18 protein-coding genes are annotated in these 17,856 nt (G+C 69.7%); 3 read left to right on the top strand and 15 right to left on the bottom strand.

Annotated features, from left to right (window positions below):
• Position 1: 1 nt before the first annotated feature.
• The 6 genes from hemL to hemB all read right to left on the bottom strand — a co-directional run bounded on the left by hemL (position 2) and on the right by hemB (position 4,364).
• The gene (gene hemL, locus AC4HOU_RS10765; protein ID WP_163810196.1) at positions 2 to 1,339 is read right to left on the bottom strand and encodes a glutamate-1-semialdehyde 2,1-aminomutase; all 1,338 of its coding nucleotides are present in this window, start codon (positions 1,337 to 1,339) and stop codon (positions 2 to 4) included.
• Positions 1,340 to 1,424: 85 nt separating this feature from the next.
• On the bottom strand, positions 1,425 to 1,640 hold the full coding sequence (locus AC4HOU_RS10760) for a hypothetical protein (RefSeq protein ID WP_163810198.1): 216 nt from the start codon (positions 1,638 to 1,640) through the stop codon (positions 1,425 to 1,427).
• Between the two features lie 4 nt (positions 1,641 to 1,644).
• Positions 1,645 to 1,968 carry a hypothetical protein gene (locus tag AC4HOU_RS10755; protein ID WP_490724441.1) on the bottom strand — a complete coding sequence of 108 codons (324 nt, stop codon included), beginning with the start codon at positions 1,966 to 1,968 and terminating at the stop codon, positions 1,645 to 1,647.
• Positions 1,965 to 2,558: a transport-regulating membrane protein Mce1N gene (gene mce1N, locus AC4HOU_RS10750; RefSeq protein WP_490724440.1), complete on the bottom strand. Its 594-nt coding sequence runs from the start codon at positions 2,556 to 2,558 to the stop codon at positions 1,965 to 1,967. Before mce1N ends, AC4HOU_RS10755 begins: the two co-directional genes overlap by 4 nt.
• A gap of 313 nt (positions 2,559 to 2,871) precedes the next feature.
• Positions 2,872 to 3,384, bottom strand: a complete 513-nt coding sequence (locus AC4HOU_RS10745) for a hypothetical protein (protein WP_228806699.1) — start codon at positions 3,382 to 3,384, stop codon at positions 2,872 to 2,874.
• Positions 3,385 to 3,386: 2 nt separating this feature from the next.
• Positions 3,387 to 4,364 carry a porphobilinogen synthase gene (gene hemB / locus AC4HOU_RS10740; protein WP_163810207.1) on the bottom strand — a complete coding sequence of 326 codons (978 nt, stop codon included), beginning with the start codon at positions 4,362 to 4,364 and terminating at the stop codon, positions 3,387 to 3,389.
• A gap of 198 nt (positions 4,365 to 4,562) precedes the next feature.
• Between hemB and AC4HOU_RS10735 the strand changes: the two genes are divergently transcribed.
• Positions 4,563 to 4,832 (top strand): hypothetical protein, encoded by a 270-nt coding sequence (locus AC4HOU_RS10735; RefSeq protein WP_163810209.1) that lies wholly within the window; start codon positions 4,563 to 4,565, stop codon positions 4,830 to 4,832.
• 190 nt (positions 4,833 to 5,022) lie between these two features.
• Positions 5,023 to 7,767 carry a hypothetical protein gene (locus AC4HOU_RS10730; protein WP_490724439.1) on the top strand — a complete coding sequence of 915 codons (2,745 nt, stop codon included), beginning with the start codon at positions 5,023 to 5,025 and terminating at the stop codon, positions 7,765 to 7,767.
• A gap of 82 nt (positions 7,768 to 7,849) precedes the next feature.
• On the opposite strand, the gene AC4HOU_RS10725 is transcribed toward AC4HOU_RS10730, so the two are convergent.
• The 5 genes from AC4HOU_RS10725 to AC4HOU_RS10705 all read right to left on the bottom strand — a co-directional run bounded on the left by AC4HOU_RS10725 (position 7,850) and on the right by AC4HOU_RS10705 (position 13,434).
• Positions 7,850 to 9,412, bottom strand: coding sequence for a bifunctional uroporphyrinogen-III C-methyltransferase/uroporphyrinogen-III synthase (locus AC4HOU_RS10725; RefSeq protein WP_163810212.1), 1,563 nt, complete (start codon positions 9,410 to 9,412; stop codon positions 7,850 to 7,852).
• Entirely contained in the window at positions 9,409 to 10,446 is a 1,038-nt protein-coding gene (hemC, locus tag AC4HOU_RS10720; protein ID WP_163810214.1) for a hydroxymethylbilane synthase, read from the bottom strand. The genes AC4HOU_RS10725 and hemC overlap by 4 nt, the downstream gene beginning before the upstream one ends.
• Before the next feature lie 73 nt (positions 10,447 to 10,519).
• On the bottom strand, positions 10,520 to 11,923 hold the full coding sequence (locus AC4HOU_RS10715; RefSeq protein WP_490724438.1) for a glutamyl-tRNA reductase: 1,404 nt from the start codon (positions 11,921 to 11,923) through the stop codon (positions 10,520 to 10,522).
• Entirely contained in the window at positions 11,920 to 12,888 is a 969-nt protein-coding gene (locus AC4HOU_RS10710) for a redox-sensing transcriptional repressor Rex (RefSeq protein WP_195006824.1), read from the bottom strand. Before AC4HOU_RS10710 ends, AC4HOU_RS10715 begins: the two co-directional genes overlap by 4 nt.
• Before the next feature lie 261 nt (positions 12,889 to 13,149).
• Positions 13,150 to 13,434: a glutaredoxin family protein gene (locus tag AC4HOU_RS10705; protein ID WP_163810220.1), complete on the bottom strand. Its 285-nt coding sequence runs from the start codon at positions 13,432 to 13,434 to the stop codon at positions 13,150 to 13,152.
• A 489-nt stretch (positions 13,435 to 13,923) separates the two neighbouring features.
• On the opposite strand from AC4HOU_RS10705, the gene AC4HOU_RS10700 reads away from it, so the two are divergent.
• The gene (locus AC4HOU_RS10700; protein WP_228807032.1) at positions 13,924 to 14,883 is read left to right on the top strand and encodes an HAD family hydrolase; all 960 of its coding nucleotides are present in this window, start codon (positions 13,924 to 13,926) and stop codon (positions 14,881 to 14,883) included.
• A 52-nt stretch (positions 14,884 to 14,935) separates the two neighbouring features.
• Here AC4HOU_RS10700 and AC4HOU_RS10695 read toward each other — a convergent pair whose 3' ends face one another.
• From AC4HOU_RS10695 to AC4HOU_RS10680, 4 genes are all read right to left on the bottom strand, one after another.
• The gene (locus tag AC4HOU_RS10695; RefSeq protein WP_490724437.1) at positions 14,936 to 15,946 is read right to left on the bottom strand and encodes a lysophospholipid acyltransferase family protein; all 1,011 of its coding nucleotides are present in this window, start codon (positions 15,944 to 15,946) and stop codon (positions 14,936 to 14,938) included.
• Positions 15,943 to 16,989 carry an NAD-dependent epimerase/dehydratase family protein gene (locus tag AC4HOU_RS10690; protein WP_416382026.1) on the bottom strand — a complete coding sequence of 349 codons (1,047 nt, stop codon included), beginning with the start codon at positions 16,987 to 16,989 and terminating at the stop codon, positions 15,943 to 15,945. The genes AC4HOU_RS10695 and AC4HOU_RS10690 overlap by 4 nt, the downstream gene beginning before the upstream one ends.
• A gap of 234 nt (positions 16,990 to 17,223) precedes the next feature.
• Positions 17,224 to 17,325, bottom strand: a complete 102-nt coding sequence (locus AC4HOU_RS10685; RefSeq protein WP_003402602.1) for a 30S ribosomal protein bS22 — start codon at positions 17,323 to 17,325, stop codon at positions 17,224 to 17,226.
• A 186-nt stretch (positions 17,326 to 17,511) separates the two neighbouring features.
• The gene (locus tag AC4HOU_RS10680) at positions 17,512 to 17,757 is read right to left on the bottom strand and encodes a helix-turn-helix domain-containing protein (RefSeq protein WP_036540611.1); all 246 of its coding nucleotides are present in this window, start codon (positions 17,755 to 17,757) and stop codon (positions 17,512 to 17,514) included.
• Positions 17,758 to 17,856 lie beyond the last annotated feature (99 nt).

Below are 17,856 nucleotides of genomic sequence, written 5' to 3'. Positions count from 1 at the left end.
CTCACGCGCGGGTTCCTTCGGGTGTGGCGGCCGCGGCCGCGTGTGCGGCGGCGGGCAGGGCGGCGGCGATACGGGCGAAAGCGTCCTCGTCGAGCGCCGCGGACACGAACCACGCTTCGAACGCGCTCGGCGGCGCGTACACACCGCCCTCCAGCAGGGCGTGGAAAAAGGCGGGATAACGCCAGGTCTGGCTCGCCTTGGCGGTGGCGTAGTCGATGACCGGGGAGTCGGCGAAGAACACGCTCACCATATTGCCTGCGAACTGAACCTGGTGCTCGACCCCTGCCTCACCCAGTGCCTCGGCGAACAGGATGCCGAGACGTTCGGAGTTGCGATCGAGCGTGGCGTACACCTCGTCGTCGGCGGCCCGCAGCGTCGCCAGGCCGGCGGCGACCGCCACCGGGTTACCGGACAGGGTGCCGGCCTGATAGACGGGACCGAGCGGGGCCAGATGATTCATGATCTCGGCGCGGCCGCCGAACGCCGCCGCGGGCAGGCCACCACTCATCACCTTGCCGAAGGTGTATAGATCCCCCGCGACGCCGTCGAGCCCGAACCAGCCGGAGGGGCTCACCCGGAAACCGGTCATCACCTCGTCCATGATCAGCAGCGCGCCGTGCTCGATGGTCAGCTTGCGCAGGCCCGCGTTGAAACCGGGCAGGGGGGCGACCGCACCCATGTTGCCGGCCGCCGCCTCGGTGATCACGCAGGCGATCTCGCCGGGGTTCGCGGCGAACGCGGCGGCGACGGCCTCGAGGTCGTTGTAGGGCAGCACGATGGTATCGGCGGCCTGAGCGCCGGTCACCCCTGGCGAAGTGGGCAGGCCCAGGGTGGCGACACCCGAGCCCGCGTCGGCCAGCAGCGCGTCCACGTGGCCGTGGTAGCAGCCGGCGAACTTGATGATCTTGGTGCGGCCGGTGTAGCCGCGGGCCAGCCGAACCGCGCTCATGGTGGCCTCGGTGCCGGAGTTCACCAGCCGGACCCGGTCCACCGGCGCGACCCGCCCGGCGATGTGTTCGGCGAGTTCGATCTCGGCCTCGGTCGGCGCACCGAAGGACAGGCCGCCGGTCGCCGCCTTCTGCACCGCCTCGACGACGGCGGGATGGGCGTGCCCGAGAATCATCGGGCCCCAGGAGCACACCAGATCGACGTAGTCGTTGCCGTCGGCGTCGGTGAGTGTGCAGCCGTTGGCGGAGGCGATGAAGCGGGGTGTGCCGCCGACCGAGTGGAAGGCCCGCACCGGCGAGTTGACACCGCCGGGAATCACCTCGGTGGCCCGTTCGAAGAGCTGAGCGGAAACCGGCACCGTTGCCCTGGTCACGCGCGGAGAAGAACTCACGCGTTCCAGTCTGGCAGCCCTACCCGATCGCGTCGACGACAGGGTGTAGTGGAGTGACCCACACCGCAGCCCGATCGGGCCGCGCTCAGGTGTACATGCAGGGCACGGAGGCGGAGATGGTGTGCAGCCAGCACATGAGGTTGTTGTAGACGCCCGCCGAACCGGTCTCCGGCGCGAACACCGCCGCCGGTGGTGCGGGCTCGAGCGGCAGCCCGGGGGCCGCGCTCGCGGGCGCGGCGGCGAACCCGATCGCGGCGATCACCGCTGCGGCCGCACAGGTCCTTGTTACCAGCCGATTCATGGCGTCATCCTTCGCTAGTGGTCCCCCGGGCCCAGACGGTAGCCGAATCGGATTGGGCCGCAAAAACATTCCGGTCGGAATCGTTTGCCCGGCGGGTACGCACGATCCGGGTGACGACATCGATCAGCGCCAGGCCCGCCGCCGCGATCAGCAGCGACGCCAGCACCAGCCACGGGCCCGAATAGCGGGTGGCGCTGAACCCGGGTACCTCACCCATCGGCGCGAACTCCGTGGTCTGCACGCCTTGACGCCAACTGAGCACGGCCGCAACGACACACACCACCACGATCAGCGCATCGACGGCCATCGCCACGATTCGTCGGTTCATCGCTCGGCTCCGTTCTCGTCGGGACGCGGCTCGGGCGTCGGGTCGGCGACCGCGCGTGGTCCCGCGTCGGCCTGCGCGCCGTCTTCGACGGGCCCGTCGCCGGCCCGCGGTCGCGGATCGGGCCTGCGCTCGTCCAGTGCGGTCGTCAACGCGGCGCGCAGGCCGCGATGATCGCGAGCCCACGCCTGCACCACGTCACCGTCGGTGCGCCGCAGCCCGATCCCGGTGCGGCGGCGCGGCACCCCCGACAGTTCGCCGAGCGCACGCGCGGACTCCCAGTGTTCATCGTCCCAGCTCTGCTCATCGGATTCGCCGAGGACGGCGTCGATGGCGTCGAGCGGCAGCGTCTCGGTGCCGTTACGCAGGGTTTCGGAAGTGAGTTCGACGCTGACGTGCCTGCGCGCGGCGACCACTTGCAGCGCGACGAAGCCGGCGATCAACACGCTGCAGAAGACGAGGGCGAACCAGTGCGGCGTACTTCCGGTGGCGAGTTCCAGGATGAGGATGAGCAGGCACAGCGCGGGCCCGTAGGCGACCGCGCGCCATCGTCCGCCTGGTTCGGCGAACAGGACGGTCCCGGAATCGTTCATGCAGCACCGCTCATGACGGCTGGGACCGGGACAGCGACAGCGGGGAGATCAGCCGAGGAGGCCGGGGATCAGCAGGACGGCGACGGTGACCAGACCGAACAGCACCAGCAGGCTCAACACGAGCAGATCCCGCCGAACGCTCTGTGGCTGTTGGATCACCACTCGCATTACTGCCTCCGATCTCCCGGAGCAGTCGCGACGTCCATATCCGAGCGTCGGGGCGACCACTTCGGGTTCCCACTCCTACTGTGACAACCCTCACGATACATGTCGGCGCGGCCCCGACAAACTCAGCCCCGGCCCCGACGACCGTTCACCGCCGGTTCATCTGGAAGTACCGGGTCGAGTCCGGACGGTGACTCAGATAGATCGCGCCGGCCGCGAGCACGCCCTGCACGATGGCCGCGCCACCGGCCACCAGCGAGGCGATTCCGCTCACCGCGTCCAGCGCGAACAACGACCCGATGGCCATGAAGACCAGCCACACACCGGCGAAGGTGAGCACCGCGCGCGCCCAGGCCTTGCCGCGAGCCAGCTGATGCACCACGAGCAGCCCGATCCCGGCGATCACCAGGCCGAACACCACGACGAGCGCGAACGCGATCGTCACCATGAGGTCGGCGGTCGCCTCGCTGAACTGCGGGTCGGTCGTCCGGGCCTGTTCGAGCATGTCCGCGGTGAAGCTGTCGCGCTGACCGATGGCGGTGATCACCGAGGCGATCAACTGCACCAGGCCCACCGCGATGGCGGCCCACCACAGCTGACGCGCGGTGCCGACGTCTTCGGGCATGACGGGCGCCGGGTCGGCGCCCGGCGGTTTCGGCATGTTCACGACAGCCAGTGCGCCGCCTCGGTCGCCCAGTAGGTGAGCACGATGTCCGCGCCCGCCCGGCGGATACCGATCAGCGATTCGATGATGGCGCCGCGACGGTCGATCCAGCCGCGTTCGGCGGCGGCGGTGATCATCGCGTATTCACCGGAGATCTGATAGGCGGCCACCGGCACCGTCGAGCGGTCGGCCACCTCGCGCAGGATGTCCAGGTAGGACATGGCCGGTTTCACCATGACCAGATCGGCGCCTTCGGCCAGATCCAGCTCGACCTCGCGCAGCGACTCGCGGCGATTGGCCGGATCCTGCTGGTAGGTGCGCCGATCGCCCTGGAGCGAGGAGCCGACGGCCTCACGGAAGGGGCCGTAGAAGGCAGAGGCGTATTTCGCCGCGTAGGCGAGGATGCCGGTATCGAGATGGCCGGTGGCGTCGAGACCGCCCCGGATCGCGGCGACTTGGCCGTCCATCATGCCGCTGGTACCGAGCAGATCCGCACCAGCCTCGGCCTGCGCGATGGCCATTTCCACATAGCGGTCGAGGGTGGCGTCGTTGTCGACGGAGCCGTCGGCGGCGAGCACACCGCAGTGGCCGTGATCGGTGAATTCGTCCAGGCAGGTGTCGGCCATGATCACCGTCGACGAGCCGACCTCCTCGGCCAGGGCGCGCAGGCCGCGGTTGAGGATGCCGTCCGGGTCGGTGGCCCCGCTGCCCGCGGCGTCCTTGTCCTCCGGACGCGGCACCCCGAACAACATCAGCCCGCCGACACCGGCCGAGACGGCCTCGACCGCGGCCTTGCGCAGCGAATCCAGCGAATGCTGCTGCACGCCCGGCATGGATCCGATCTCGCGCGGCTCATCGATGCCGTCGGCGACGAACATCGGCAGCACCAGATGCCGCGGCTCGAGTGAGGTCTCCGCCACCAGCCGCCGGATCGCAGGGGTACGCCGCAATCGTCGCGGACGTTCCGTTCCCGTCATAGCCCGCACGATACGCCTGCGGCGCCGGCCGCGTTCAGCCGCGTCGACGCACTCCGATCCCGGCGAGATGGGCCGAAACGGCCGGTCGGGCGGCCGAAAACCGTTGCGCACAACGAAGTTTGTCGGTGGCCGCGGGTAGAATCGAAGACATGTTCGAAGGGGCGCGCGTGCCCCGGATCACCACGGGAGGGATGTCAGATGGCTTCGAAGGCAGCTCACATCGACCACGTCCACACCGCGCCCGCACGGCGTCCGCTACCGGCCGGGCGCCCGCGCTCCTGGTACATCCTGCACAACCGGCGCCGCAAGGCGATGCGGCTGGCCATCGCTCTGCTCGATTCGGGTGTGTACGCGCCGGGCTATGCCACCGACCGCAAGATCAGGGCCGCCGCGGAGATCGCGGGCGTGCGGCCACCCTCGGATGCCACCTGCGAGCTGGTGCGCACTCTGCTACGTCAGCACCGCTGAGCGGCGGTGGGCCTGCGCCGCATCGGCCGCGCAGGCTCGCCTCCGTTGGCGCACCGCGCCGAATTACGCTCACCGGTCGGAGTTTTCGGCGGACAACACCTGTCGGCGCGCCCGCGCGCTGACTACCATCGGTCACCGCCCACGAGCGCGGTACCACCACCGCTCGCCCACAGACGAATTCGGATCAACGATGACATCCGCAGATGCCGTGCACGCCATGCTGCTCGGATTCGCCGGCCGTATCCCGGACCGGTACCTGACCGATCTTCGCTACAGCCTGAGCCTCGGTGATCAGCGCGAGGTCGCCTACGCCGTCGAGGCGATCGCGCGCCGCCGCAAGATCGCGCTACGCCCTGCCGAACTCACGACCCTGGCCGAGATCCTGGGAACGCGGTTCACTCGCTGGGGCATGCGCGATGTCGTGGCACCCGCGCCGGGCGCGCGGGTCCCGTTCGAATTCACCCCGCTGCTACCGGAATCCGCCGAACTGTCGGTAGCGCCGATGCCGCGCGCGCTCGATCTGACCGGTGCCACCGGCAGCGCCGATCACGCGCCGGACGAGATCGATACCGCTGCCATCGAAGCGGCCCGCGAGCACAGCTCGGTGATCGGCGTATGGCGGTCCTGGCGCAGGCCCGCGCAACCGTATCCGGAGGGGTGGCCGCGCACACCGCGGCGGGTTTACCTGGTGGAGGTGGGCGGTGCGGGCCTGCCGTGGATCGTCGCCGCCGATGTGGCCTCGGCGCTGCACACGGCGGGCGAGACGGACGGGCAGGTCGAGGCCTACACCACCGGTGACGATCTCCCGCGCTATCAACTCGGCGCCCGTGCGCGCTCGTGCCTGCTGTGGGCCGCGGACGATACGGCACCGCGCATCCCCGCCCCGTTCACCGAGCACCCCGTCCGCTTCCCCGCGAACCACCCGCGGCTGACCGACACCAGGGCAGCGGTGCGTTACCTGCGCACCGCGCCCGCGGTCTGCCGGGCGACCGGAGTGCCGGATACGGTCGAGCCGGAATCCGCTGTGCCGGTACCGATGACGATCCGCACCGACGGGCGCTGGGTGTGGCCGGAAGCGGTCGCGCACTATCTCGACGAGTACGGATTGGCACCGGATCCCGCACTGACCGAGCATCTGCGGACCGCTGGACCGCCACCGTTTTTCGTCGACGGTGTCGCCGTGTTCCGAGCCGGAATCAGCGGGCGGCAGGTGCCGGGGCCGCGCAGCCTGGTGAGCGCGGAAGCGCCTGCCCCGCATCGTCATCGGTATGCGCCGGTGCCTGCCGCCGTGCTGCGGGTGGCCTGGTCGCGAATGCCGGATCGACTCGATCTGACCGACCTCTCCGGAAACGACGACCTGGCCGAGCTGCTGATGGACCGCGGCGACCGAGCGGTCATCGGTGCGGTTCGCGAGCTCGGGGTGGCCGTCGGCCTCTGGCGGGCCTGGCGCTTCCCCGCGCACGAACCGCCGCGCCGCGGGCACCGGCACTACCTGGTGGAAGTGAGTTCGATGAACGCCTTCCAGCGCGCCGCCGGCCCGCACTGGATCGAACGGATCTCGCGGGCGGCGGGCCGATCCGACGGACGGCCGGCCACCATCGAGGTACTGGCCACCGGTGCTCCCCGCAGCACCGGCCAGACCCGGGTCTCGGGCAAGAGTGCACTGCTGTGGGCCCGCACGCGGCCGGAGTCGCGCACGATCACCCGGGTGCGCGCCTTCGTCACACCGACCGATCTGCAAGACGGGGTGCTGCGATTCCGCGCGGACATCGCGGCGCAGGAGCGGCACACGCCGGCCGCGGCCTACTGGGCGGAGCTGCGTCGCAACCGCGCGGCCATCGCTGATATCCCTGTGGAACCCGAGCCGACCGACGTCGACCCGCCGCGGGGATCCGCCCGACGTGCGCCCGGCGATATCGCCCGCACGCTCGGAAGATTCGTGCTGCGCACCCTCTTCGCTCTTCCCCTGGCCATCCTGGGATGGGTGCTGCTCGCGGATCATCCGGACGCCGCGCGCTGGTACCTCTACGGGATGGGCGGCTGGTTCGTCGCAACGCTGATACTCGGGCTGCTGCTGTTGGAGGTCGGCTCGCACCTGCACCGCCGTCCGCAGGAGGCGGCCGCCCGGGTGCGCAGACGCGCCGATGCCGAACGCACCCAGCGCCTGGAGAAATGGCAACGCGCGGCGACTGGTTCGATGATCGAACTGCCGGGCTCGCTCGCCGATGTGTATACCGAGCTGCGCCGCACCGAACGCACCCTCGGCTCCCTCGGCCGCGCCACCGAGGACGCATCCGCCGAAAGTGATCTCGTCGGCGGCGAGAACAGCGGTGGCCGCGAGGAGAGTTCGCGCGACGGCGGCCCGGGCGAGGGGGTCACATTCCGTACTGCTCGCAGCAGCGGTCCGCTCGCCGGCAGTTCACGCACCGTTGGCGGCGGCGGTTGGCGGCGCGCCGACGACGCACGCGCCGGCTCCGTGCCTCGCGGCGATGCACCCAGCGCCGGGAACACATCGCGCGCCAGCGGCGGCGATCCGCAGGGCAACGGCGCGAAAACCCCCGACCAGCGCGGCGGCCGAGCACGCGGCGAGACCGGACGGCGAAGCAGCGGGTCGCGCGCCAGTGGCGCCCACGGAATCAGTTCGGGCGGTGGCCGGTTCGGGAAGGATTCGCAGCGCGGAGGTTCGCGCGGTACCGACGCGGCGCGGAATAGATCACGCTCGGGCACTGCGGGTCAGAGCGTTTCACGGACGGGCCGTTCGCGCGAGGGCGGCGGTTCGTCCGCCGACAGCAGCTGGTATCGCTCGAACAGCGTCCCGGGACCGATCGACTGGGGTGCGGGCGGCGACAGCTGGAGCGGTGGGAGTTCCGGCGGCTGGAGCGGCGGCGATTCCAGCGGTGGCGGCGGAGGGGGCTGCGGTGGTGGGAGTGGTTAACTCGGACACCCCGAACACACCAGCAGCGCGATCGATGATCGCGCTGCTGGGTCGAACGGTGGTGTGCCGTGCGGCGGCCGGACTAGCGGCTGCGGCGGCTCTTCTTGCGCGGCGGGGGCAGCAGGCCCTCGGCGCGCAGCCGGGCGGCGTGCTCGGCCAGCGCCTCCACCAGCGGGCCGACCTGGGCGGTTTCGGGCTGCACGTCTACGCGCAGGCCGAACTCGATGGCGGTCTCGGCGGTCTTGGGGCCGATGCACGCGACGATGGTGCGGGCATGCGGCTTGCCTGCGATACCGACCAGGTTGCGGACGGTGGAGGACGAGGTGAACAGGACCGCGTCGAAACCGCCGGTCTTGATCATCTCGCGGGTTTCGGCGGGCGGCGGCGAGGCGCGCACCGTGCGGTAGGCGGTGACGTCGTCGATTTCCCAGCCGCGGTCACGCAGGCCCTCGGCGAGGGTTTCGGTCGCGATATCGGCGCGCGGCAGCAGCACCCGGTTCACCGGGTCGAACACGTCGTCATAGGGCGGGAAGTCGGCGAGCAGCCCCTCGGAGGACTGTTCACCGCTGGGCAGCAGCTCCGGATTGATGCCGAAGGAGCGCACCTTCTCCGCGGTGGCCTCGCCGACGCAGGCGATCTTCACCCCGGAGAACGCCCGCGCGTCCAGTCCGAATTCGGAGAACTTCTCCCATACCGCGCGCACCGCGTTGGTGGAGGTGAACACCACCCACTGGTAGCGGCCGTCGACCAGGCCCTTGACCGCGCGTTCCATCTGCGCGGGGCTGCGCGGCGGCTCGACGGCGATGGTCGGCACTTCCATGGGGATGGCGCCATGGGTCACCAGGCGCTCGCTCATCTCGGCGGCCTGATCCTTGGTGCGCGGCACCAGCACGGTCCAGCCGTACAGCGCCCGCGATTCCCACCACGACATCTTCGACCGCTGCGCGACCACCTTGCCGATGGTCACCACCAGCGGGCCGACCAGCTCGGAGGCGGCGCTGTTGAGCGTGGCCAGGGTGGCTTCGATGGTGCGCTGCTGCCGGGTGGTGCCGCGTACGGTCACCGCGACCGGCGTCTGCGGCGCCATACCGTGTTCGACCAGCGCGCTCGCGGTCTCGGCCAGGTGGCCGGAGGTGGCGTGCAGCACCAGCGGCCCGGGCGCGGCGGCCAGCGCCGCCCAATCGACCTCGCCGCGCACATCGGCCTCGGTGTGGCCCGATCCCAGTGCGATACCGGCGTAGCTCGGCACCGCCGACCCGCCGGGCAGGCCGGGCAGCACCTCGAACACCATGTGCGAGCGGGTCACGGTGGTGACCTCGGCGATCACCGCGTCGGTGGTCAGCGGATCGCCCGCGACCACGCGCACCACGTCGTGTCCGGCGCGCGCCTCGGCGATCAACGTCTTGGCGACCTCGGCCGGCTCACCGAGAGCGGGCCGCACGTCGACGGCGGACTCACCGTCGGGGCCCGGCTCGACGGCGGTGCCGATCAGGGCCAGCACACCCTTGTCGACGTCGGGGTCGGTGAAGGCGAGCGTTGCCCGGCCGAGCACCTCACGCGCCCGCACGGTGAGCAGCGCCGGATCTCCTGGACCCGACCCGACGAACAGGATTCGACCGGGATGCTTCTTAGCGGCTCGACTCATCGGTTGTTCTCCATTGGACTGGGATCGGTGACGTCTGTGGGGGCGGCCGCTGCCGGGGCGGGTTCGGCGGCGAGCAATTCGCGCGCACCGAGCTCCAGCAGCTCGCGGGCCAGCGCCCGCCCCAATTCGGCGGCATCAGCGGGCGCACCCACCACCGACGCGCGCAGCACGTCGGAGCCGTCGATGGCAGCCGCGCAGCCGCGCAGCGAGAGCTCCTCGACGATGCGACCGTCGTCGTCGAGGGATTCGACCACCTCGGCGATGGCGCCGACCGGTGCGGTACATCCGGCCTCCAGCTCGGCCAGCAACGCCCGTTCGGCGATCACGGCGGCCCGGGTCGCGGCATCGTCGAGCGTGCTGAGCAGCTCGATCAGTTCGGCGTCGTCGCTGCGGCATTCCACGGCGAGGGCGCCCTGAGCGGGTGCGGACAGCATCTGCACGGGTTCGAGGGCCTCGGTCACCGCGTCGAGGCGGCCGATGCGCGCGAGCCCGGCGCGGGCCACGACGATCGCGTCCAGTTCGCCCTCGCTGACCTTGCGCAACCGGGAGTCGAGATTGCCGCGCAGCGGCACGATCTGCAAGCCGAGGCCGAGCGCGCGCAGCTGCGCGCCGCGGCGCGGAGCCGAGGTGCCGACCACCGAACCGGCGGGCAGCTCACCGAGCACCAGGCCGTCGCGGGCGACGAGGGCGTCGCGGGGGTCCTCGCGCTGCGGGATGGCGGCGATGGTGAAGCGGTCGTCCGGCGCGGTGGGCAGGTCTTTGTAAGAGTGCACCGCGATATCGACGGTGCCCGCGGCGAGTTCGTCGCGCAACGCCGAGGTGAAGACGCCGACGCCGATCTTCTCCACCGGATCCGAGGACAGATCGCCGGGTGTCTTGACCACGACCAGTTCCGCGGGCCGACCGGCGGCGATCAGCGCGTCACGCACGGTGCCCGCCTGGGTCAGCGCGAGCAGGCTGCCTCTGGTACCGATCCGCAGCGGGGCGCGCACCTCCGAAGCCGACCGGGTGGTGGCCGTCATCGATGCATTCATGCTGACTCCTTTTGGGCGTGGACGAAACGGCAGACGTGGTTACGCAGGCTGCCGCCTCCGGCCATCGACCCGTTCACGCCTTCTGCTCCTCTTCGTCGCCGAGATGGCCGGCGGTGAAATCGTCGGCCAGGGTGACTTCGCTGTCGTCCGGGACCGCGTGGATCTCCATGGGCGCGGCAACCGCCTGCGCCGCACCGGGTTTGAGTTCGAACAACTCGCGTAGCGCCTCGGCGTAGCTGTCGCCGCCCGGCGTCGAGGCCAGCTGCTTGACCCGCACCGTCGGCGCGTGCAGCAGCTTGTCCACCACCCGGCGCACCGTGCGCGCGACCTCGTCGCGTTCCGGATCGGCCAGATCGGGCAGCCGCGAATCCAGCCGCATCAGTTCGGCTTCCACCACTTCGGCGGCCCGCTGACGCAGTGCGGCAACGGTCGGGGTGACCTCGGCCATCCGCTGGCCGGCCAGGTATTTGGCGAGTTCGTCGGCGACGATCGTGCGGGCTGCCACCGTGTCGTCGGCGGCCGCGCCCGCGGCGGGATCGCGCTGCAAGGTCTCGATATCGATGACGGTGACCCCAGGCAGCCCGGCCACCGCGTGTTCCACATCGCGGGGCAGGCCGAGATCGCAGAACACCAGCGGACGTTCATGCGCGCGGTCGCGCGCGGCGAGCGCGGTGTGCGTATCGGCCAGGTTCACCACGGCGCCGACCGCCCCGGTGCAGGTGATCACCACATCGGCGGCCGCCATGGCCTCGGGCAGCCGGGACAGCTCCATCGCCTCGGCCTCGACCCCGTGCGTGCCCGCGGTGGCGGCGAGCCGCTGTGCCCGTTCCATGGTGCGGTTGACGACGACGATGCGTCCGATGCCCGCGCGCGACAGATGCGCGACCGCGAGCCCGCCCATCGCACCGGCGCCGACCACGACCGCGGTCCGTCCGGTGAGCGGGCCGAGCACGGCGCCCGCGCGGTCGAGCGCGACCGACACCACCGAGGCGCCGGCCCGGTCGATCCCGGTCTCCGAATGCACCCGCTTGCCGACCCGCAGCGCATGCTGAGCCAGTTCGTGCAGGGTGCGCCCGACGGCCTGCTGGGCGTCGGCGGTGGCGTAGGCGCTGCGGATCTGGCTGAGCACCTGCTGCTCGCCGATCACCATCGAATCGAGTCCGCTGGAGACGGCGAACAGATGCTCGGCCGCCGCCTCGCTGTAGCGGACGTAAGCGTGCTTGGTCAGATCCGGCAGCGGCAACCCGGAGTGCTTGGTGAGCAGGTCGCCCACCTCGGCGAGACCACCGTGGAAGGCGTCGACCACCGCGTACACCTCGACACGGTTGCAGGTGGAGACGATCATCGCCTCGGACACGTGGCTGGAGGTGAGCAGCCGGTCGATCAGCTTGGGCCGGTCGGAGTCGGTGATGGCGACCTTCTCCAGCACCGAGACCGGGGCACTGCGATGGGAGATGCCGACGAGAAGAACACTCATGGTGTGACCACCGATCCCTTGCTGGTTGGCTCCGTTGCCGAATGCGAGGTTGCCGGATGCTGTGGGGTTGCCGGATGCTGGGTGGCCGCCGCCGGATGGGCGCGGCCGGGATGCGCGGGCTGCGGATGGGTATTCGCCGCCCGGCGGCCGACGCGGCCGGAACCGAGCGGATGGGCGACCGGGATCGAGTCGCCGCGCTCGCCGACCGCGGGCCCGTCGCCCGGCCATCGGTCGGTCTCGGCATTGCGCACCCGCTCGAACGACAGCATCTGCATCTCGACGGCCAGATCGACCCGGCGCACCTCGACCGTGGCCGGTACCACCAGCTCGCAGGGGGCGAAGCTCAGAATCGACTGCAGACCGGCCGCGACCAGCGCATCACAGACCTGCTGGGCAGCATCGTCGGGGACGGCGATGACCGCGATGGTCGGCTCGAGCGTGGCGATCACCGCATCGAGTTCGCCCGCGTCACGGACCCGGAGCCCGGACACCGTGCGCCCGATCAGCGCGGGATCGTTGTCGAACAGGCCGACAACGGTGAATCCGCGGCGCCGGAATCCGCCGTAGCCGACGAGGGCGCGACCGAGGTTTCCCGCGCCGACCAGCACGACGCGGTGCCCCTCGGACAGGCCGAGCACATCTTCGATCCTGGTCCGCAGCTTGGCGACGTCGTAGCCGACGCCGCGAACACCGTTGGGGCCGAGGAAGGACAGGTCCTTGCGCAGCTTCGCGGAATTGACACCCGCCGCGACAGCGAGTTCCTCACTCGATACGATGAGCACACCGTCGTCGGCCAACATGGCGAGGACTCGGAGGTAGGTGGCCAGCCGCGCCACCGTCGCCTGCGGAATGTCCTTATGGGTACGATTGGCGGCCTCGTGGTTCCGCGAGCCGCCGCCTTCGGGCCCGTCGCTCGACCGCAGAGCTTTGGAGGCGCCACCCGGCGCCTCATGGTGCTCTGTCACGTCCTCGGCTCCTCGCCCGTCCTGAAGTCAGGCCGGTTCGTCTGTGACCTCCGTCCCGGGCTGCTCCGGTGACGGGATCGAATGTCGGGTTGATTCACCGCGCGCCGGCACACTCGAGAACGCTGCTCGAGAACGCTCTCGAGAATCCTCGGCCCGCGGGTCGCGTGCCACCACCGTAACCGCTTGTGAAGCCCTGCACAAAGTCGGTGAAATTGGCCTCATTTTCCCCCGCGACCAGCGCAGCGCCGCTCGGCGCGCCGATCATCGGCTCAGGTCGGCTCGCAATCGGGGTTCGTCGACGTCGAAATAGCTGTGCTCACGACCGTTGAGCAGCACCACAGGAAGCCGGTCGCCGTATTCCGCGCGCAGGCCAGGGTCGGTGGCGGCGGCTTCGTCGACGTCGATGGTGCCGACCTGCACTCCGTAATCGGCGCAGATGGTCCGCAACTGTTCGAGTGCGATGGCACACATTCCGCAGCCGGCCCTGGTCAGCAGGGTGACCGACGGCGGCGCGCCGGATCCGGCACTTTCTGTGGGATTGGTCATGAAGGTTATTAAATCCCCTCGCCACGCCAGTGCGACTGCGCACGGTCCTGGGGTCATGAGGGCGGAATCCGGTTACTGTTGGACGTGGCTTGCGCCTGGCAGGTCACGGCCGGGCGGCGGTGGAATGTGCCACCACGCAGGCCCCCGGTCAGGCGCGAACCGACACAGCGGTCGAGCGACGGGCCCGGAGGCGGCACCTTGCGTAACCACGTAGGGGCCCCGGGAGACCGCCGGATCGACACAGCGGTCGAGCGACGGACCCGAGGCGGCAACTTGCGTAACCACGTAGGGGCCCCGGGAGACCGCCGGATCGACACAGCGGTCGAGCGACGGACCCGAGGCGGCAACTTGCGTAACCACGTAGGGGCCCCGGGAGACCGCCGGACTGACACAGCGCGACGGGCGGAGGTACTGGTGCCGGAACGATCGAGGGTGGCGAGGACCGGATTCATCGCGGGGCGGTTCGGCGAGTTTCCGGCGCGGTGGAATCTGGGCCCGCTGGGCCAGGGCCTCACCGATCAGCTCGCCCGCATCTCCCGCAGCCCGTTCGGCCCGAGCGAAGAGGAACTGCGGGCCAACCTGGCGGGTGAGGCCAGCGCCGACGCCGCGCTGGCGCTGCACGACGCGGAATTGGCCTCGGCCGCCGACGAGGAGACCGGTGGACCGGAGGTTCCGCGCGATCTCACCGCGGCGGCGTTTTTCGATGTCGACAACACCATGGTGCAGGGCGCATCGATCGTGCATTTCGCGCGCGGGCTGGCCGCTCGCAAATACTTCAAGACCTCGGATCTGGTCGATATCGCCTGGAAACAGGTCAAATTCCGGGTGACCGGCAAAGAAAACAGCACCGATATGGCCTCGGGCAAGGAAAAGGCGCTCGAATTCATCGCCGGCCGTTCCACCGCCGAACTGGCCGCACTCGGTGAGGAGATCTACGACGAGATCATCGCCGACAAGATCTGGCCCGGCACCAGGGCGCTGGCGCAGATGCATCTGGACGCGGGTCAGCAGGTGTGGCTGGTCACCGCGACGCCGGTGGAGCTGGCACAGGTGATCGCCAAGCGGCTCGGGCTCACCGGCGCGCTCGGCACGGTGGCCGAGAGTGTGGACGGCAAGTTCACCGGCCGCCTGGTCGGCGACATCCTGCACGGGCTCGGCAAGGCGCACGCGGTGCGCACCCTCGCCATCCGCGAGGGCCTCAATCTCAAGCGCTGCACCGCCTATTCCGACAGCCACAACGACGTGCCGATGCTGTCGCTGGTCGGCACCGCGGTGGCGATCAACCCGGATTCGGATCTGCGTGAGGTCGCCAAGAACCGCGGCTGGGAGATCCGCGATTTCCGCACCGGACGCAAGGCCGCCAAGATCGGCGTGCCAACGGCGCTTGCGCTCGGGGCGGCCGGCGGTGCGGTGGCGGCGGCCATCACCCGGCGGCGCGAGCTGCACTGACGCCGTCGCGATCCGAACCGCACCGGCAGCAGCGCCGGTAGGGCGGGCCGCGCTATCCCGTGAACGGGTTGCGCCGCTTGGTGAGCAGCTTGTAGAGGGTCTGCTGGATGGTTTCGCGAACCTGGTCGGTGACCTCGAACATCGTCATCGGATCGTCGGCGGCCTCTGGCTCGTATTCGGTGGTGGCGATGGGCTTGCCGAATTCGATGTACCACTTCGAGGGCAGCGGCATCGCGCCGAGCAGGCCGAGGTGCGGGAACAGCGGCGTCACCGGGAAGTAGGGCAGCCCGAGCAGACGCGCCAGCGGCTTGATATCGGCCAGCTTGGGGTAGATCTCCTCGGATCCGACGATCGAGCACGGAATGATCGGCACACCGGTGCGCACGGCGGCGGCCACGAATCCGCCGCGGCCGAAGCGTTGCAGCTTGTACCGGTCGGCGTATTTCTTGCCGACGCCCTTGAACCCTTCGGGGAACACGCCCGTCAGTTCACCGGTGCGCAGCAGCCGCTCGGCGTCGGGACGGCAGGCCAGGGTGTGCCCGGCCTTGCGGGCCAGCACGCCGAGCACCGGCGTCTCGAAGACCAGATCGGCCGCGAGTAGGCGTAGCGCGCGCTGCTGCGGGTGGTGGTCGTGGATGGCGAGCTGGAGCATCAGCCCGTCCAGCGGCACCGTGCCGGCGTGGTTGGACACGATCAGCGCGCCGCCCACCTCCGGGATGTTCTCCATGCCGCTGACCTGCACCCGGAACCAGAAGTCCGACAGCGGGCGCAGCGCGGGCAGGATCACCGATTCGAGCAGATGCTCATCGAAACCGAATTCGTCGACCTGATAGTCGCCGGTGAGCCTGCGGCGGGCGAATTCGGCGGTCTTGCTGATCTGCTTGCCGAGCGCACCGCGCATCAGCTCCGCCAGCGATTGCGGTGCGGCCGGCGCGGCGGCGGCCAGCCGATCGGTCAGCGACGTCACGGTGGGCACCGGAGTGCTCCACTCCCGTGGCGCGGGCCGTGGCCGTGGTTCCACGGCGAGGTCGTGCAGCTGGATCACTTTCGCTACATCGTTCATGTATGTGCTCCCGTACCGGCCCCTACCAGGCCGAGCAGTTTGTGTTCCGCGGCATCGATCCACGAGGGATCGACGACGGGCCGCAGCGCTGCGCCCCCGATGAAGTCGTCGAACGCCTGTACCGTCGTCCACCGCGGCTCGAATCCGAGCTCGGTGCGCATACGAGTGGTGTCCAGGCCACAACCGAAATGGAAGTAGTCGAGCTGTTCGGCGCTGAAATCGCGCATCACCGGACCCATCAGGGAGCGGCCGATGGTGCGGAACAGCGCCCACGGGACCGGCATGGCGACCCGGCCCGCACGGCGAACTGCTTGTGACAGAGCCAAGGCTCCATCGCCTGCGATGTTGAACGTTCCTCCGGGTGCACCCAGCGCTGCGTGCACCAAGGCGGCGACCGCGTCTTCTTCGTGCAACAACTGCATCCGTGCGTCGCGGCCGAGCACCGTCGGTGTCAGCGGCGAACGCAGGAACTGGGCGCCACGCCCCGCCAGTCCAGGCCCGACGATGGGCGCGAAGCGCAGAATCGGCGCGGCGATATCGGGACGACGCCTCGCCAGCCCGCGCACGAATCCTTCGATTTCGATCATGTCGCGCGCGAACGCGCCGCTGGGCGGGGTGCGGGCACCCATTTCCTCGGTGAACTTCGCCGGGTCCTTGGCGCTTCCGCCATAGACCGCCGACGACGAACGCAGCACCACCCGCCGCACCGCCGGCGCTTTCTGGCACACCGCGAACAACTGCATCGCGCCGAGCACGTTGAGGTCTTTCATCGCCGCACGACTGCCACCGGCCGGCGGATGCGAGAGCACCGCGGCATGCACGACGGTGTCGACGTCGTTGCCCGCGATCACCTTGCGGATCAATGGATTACGGATATCGGCGCGGATGAATTCGGCACGCCCCATCCGGCGGCGCAGCTCGGGGCTCGGGGTCAGCGAATCCACGGCGATGACGCGCGCGATCCGCTCGTCCTGAGCCAGCCGGGAGACCACATTGCCGCCGAAGAACCTGGCCGCGCCGGTCACCATCACCACGTCGGGCAATCGTGCGCCCCTACTAGCCTCAACGTCCATACGCACCGGGCCGTCCCACCTTCGAGCCCCCTCGGATTTATTCCCGTTCCAGACTAACTGCTGCCGTACCCTCCGCCGCGAGATTTAACCGCCTTCTAACGATGACTTCAGTCACCGGAAACACGCCAGGTTTCAAATCTTTGTATTTCAAAATGAAAGACCCGCCACCTGATCGGTGACGGGTCCTTCTGCTGTCATCAGCGCTTACTTGCCGAGTTTGCGCCGCTGCACGCGGGTACGACGAAGCAGCTTGCGGTGCTTCTTCTTCGACATGCGCTTACGGCGCTTCTTGATCACAGAACCCATAGGGTGTTCCTCGCGTTCTCTCTACTCGGCGCGCACGCACTCACGTACGCCAACTGTCCGGTCGCTCGGCAAGCCTCACTCCCAATGTTCGCGCCACCTCGGCCAACGAACATGCGGTAGCCCCGGTGCGTGAACACGAACCGAGGGTCCATCGTACCGGCCCGGGCACAAGCGCCGGTAATCGACTCATCCCGCGTCGAAGTAGGACGTCTCGAGGTATTCGTGCACCGCTTTCGCGTGCACCCGGAACGACCGGCCGACGCGCACCGCGGGTAGCTCTCCCGAGTGCACCAGCCGATACACCGTCATTTTCGACACCCGCATCAGATTCGCGACCTCGGCGACGGTGAGGAACTGCGTTCCTCCGCCGAGCACGGGTTGTCCCTGTGGCGAACCGCCACCACTTGGAGACATCTTGTTCGAAGACATCATCGCACCACTGACCTCCGGCACGTCCGCGCCGCTGGCTTCCCCACCGGCGGAACAGACACGCACGTGCTCCTTGAAGCTTAGCGGGACCAGTGGGATTGC

It is taken from the genome of Nocardia sp. JCM 38205, assembly GCF_058222935.1.
The sequence above is the reverse complement of the archived record's forward strand: the minus strand, read 5'-3'. Positions and strand labels throughout refer to the sequence as shown.

Bases quoted from the DNA above. Each gene is read 5' to 3' on its own strand.
- AC4HOU_RS10730 (WP_490724439.1), top strand. From the start codon at position 5,023: ATGACATCCGCAGATGCCGTGCACGCCATGCTGCTCGGATTCGCCGGC.
- hemC (WP_163810214.1), bottom strand. From the start codon at position 10,446: ATGAATGCATCGATGACGGCCACCACCCGGTCGGCTTCGGAGGTGCGC.
- AC4HOU_RS10725 (WP_163810212.1), bottom strand. From the start codon at position 9,412: ATGAGTCGAGCCGCTAAGAAGCATCCCGGTCGAATCCTGTTCGTCGGG.
- hemB (WP_163810207.1), bottom strand. From the start codon at position 4,364: ATGACGGGAACGGAACGTCCGCGACGATTGCGGCGTACCCCTGCGATC.
- AC4HOU_RS10735 (WP_163810209.1), top strand. From the start codon at position 4,563: ATGGCTTCGAAGGCAGCTCACATCGACCACGTCCACACCGCGCCCGCA.
- AC4HOU_RS10695 (WP_490724437.1), bottom strand. From the start codon at position 15,946: ATGAACGATGTAGCGAAAGTGATCCAGCTGCACGACCTCGCCGTGGAA.
- AC4HOU_RS10745 (WP_228806699.1), bottom strand. From the start codon at position 3,384: ATGCCGAAACCGCCGGGCGCCGACCCGGCGCCCGTCATGCCCGAAGAC.
- AC4HOU_RS10685 (WP_003402602.1), bottom strand. From the start codon at position 17,325: ATGGGTTCTGTGATCAAGAAGCGCCGTAAGCGCATGTCGAAGAAGAAG.
- AC4HOU_RS10760 (WP_163810198.1), bottom strand. From the start codon at position 1,640: ATGAATCGGCTGGTAACAAGGACCTGTGCGGCCGCAGCGGTGATCGCC.
- AC4HOU_RS10755 (WP_490724441.1), bottom strand. From the start codon at position 1,968: ATGAACCGACGAATCGTGGCGATGGCCGTCGATGCGCTGATCGTGGTG.
- mce1N (WP_490724440.1), bottom strand. From the start codon at position 2,558: ATGAACGATTCCGGGACCGTCCTGTTCGCCGAACCAGGCGGACGATGG.
- AC4HOU_RS10715 (WP_490724438.1), bottom strand. From the start codon at position 11,923: ATGAGTGTTCTTCTCGTCGGCATCTCCCATCGCAGTGCCCCGGTCTCG.
- AC4HOU_RS10680 (WP_036540611.1), bottom strand. From the start codon at position 17,757: ATGATGTCTTCGAACAAGATGTCTCCAAGTGGTGGCGGTTCGCCACAG.
- AC4HOU_RS10705 (WP_163810220.1), bottom strand. From the start codon at position 13,434: ATGACCAATCCCACAGAAAGTGCCGGATCCGGCGCGCCGCCGTCGGTC.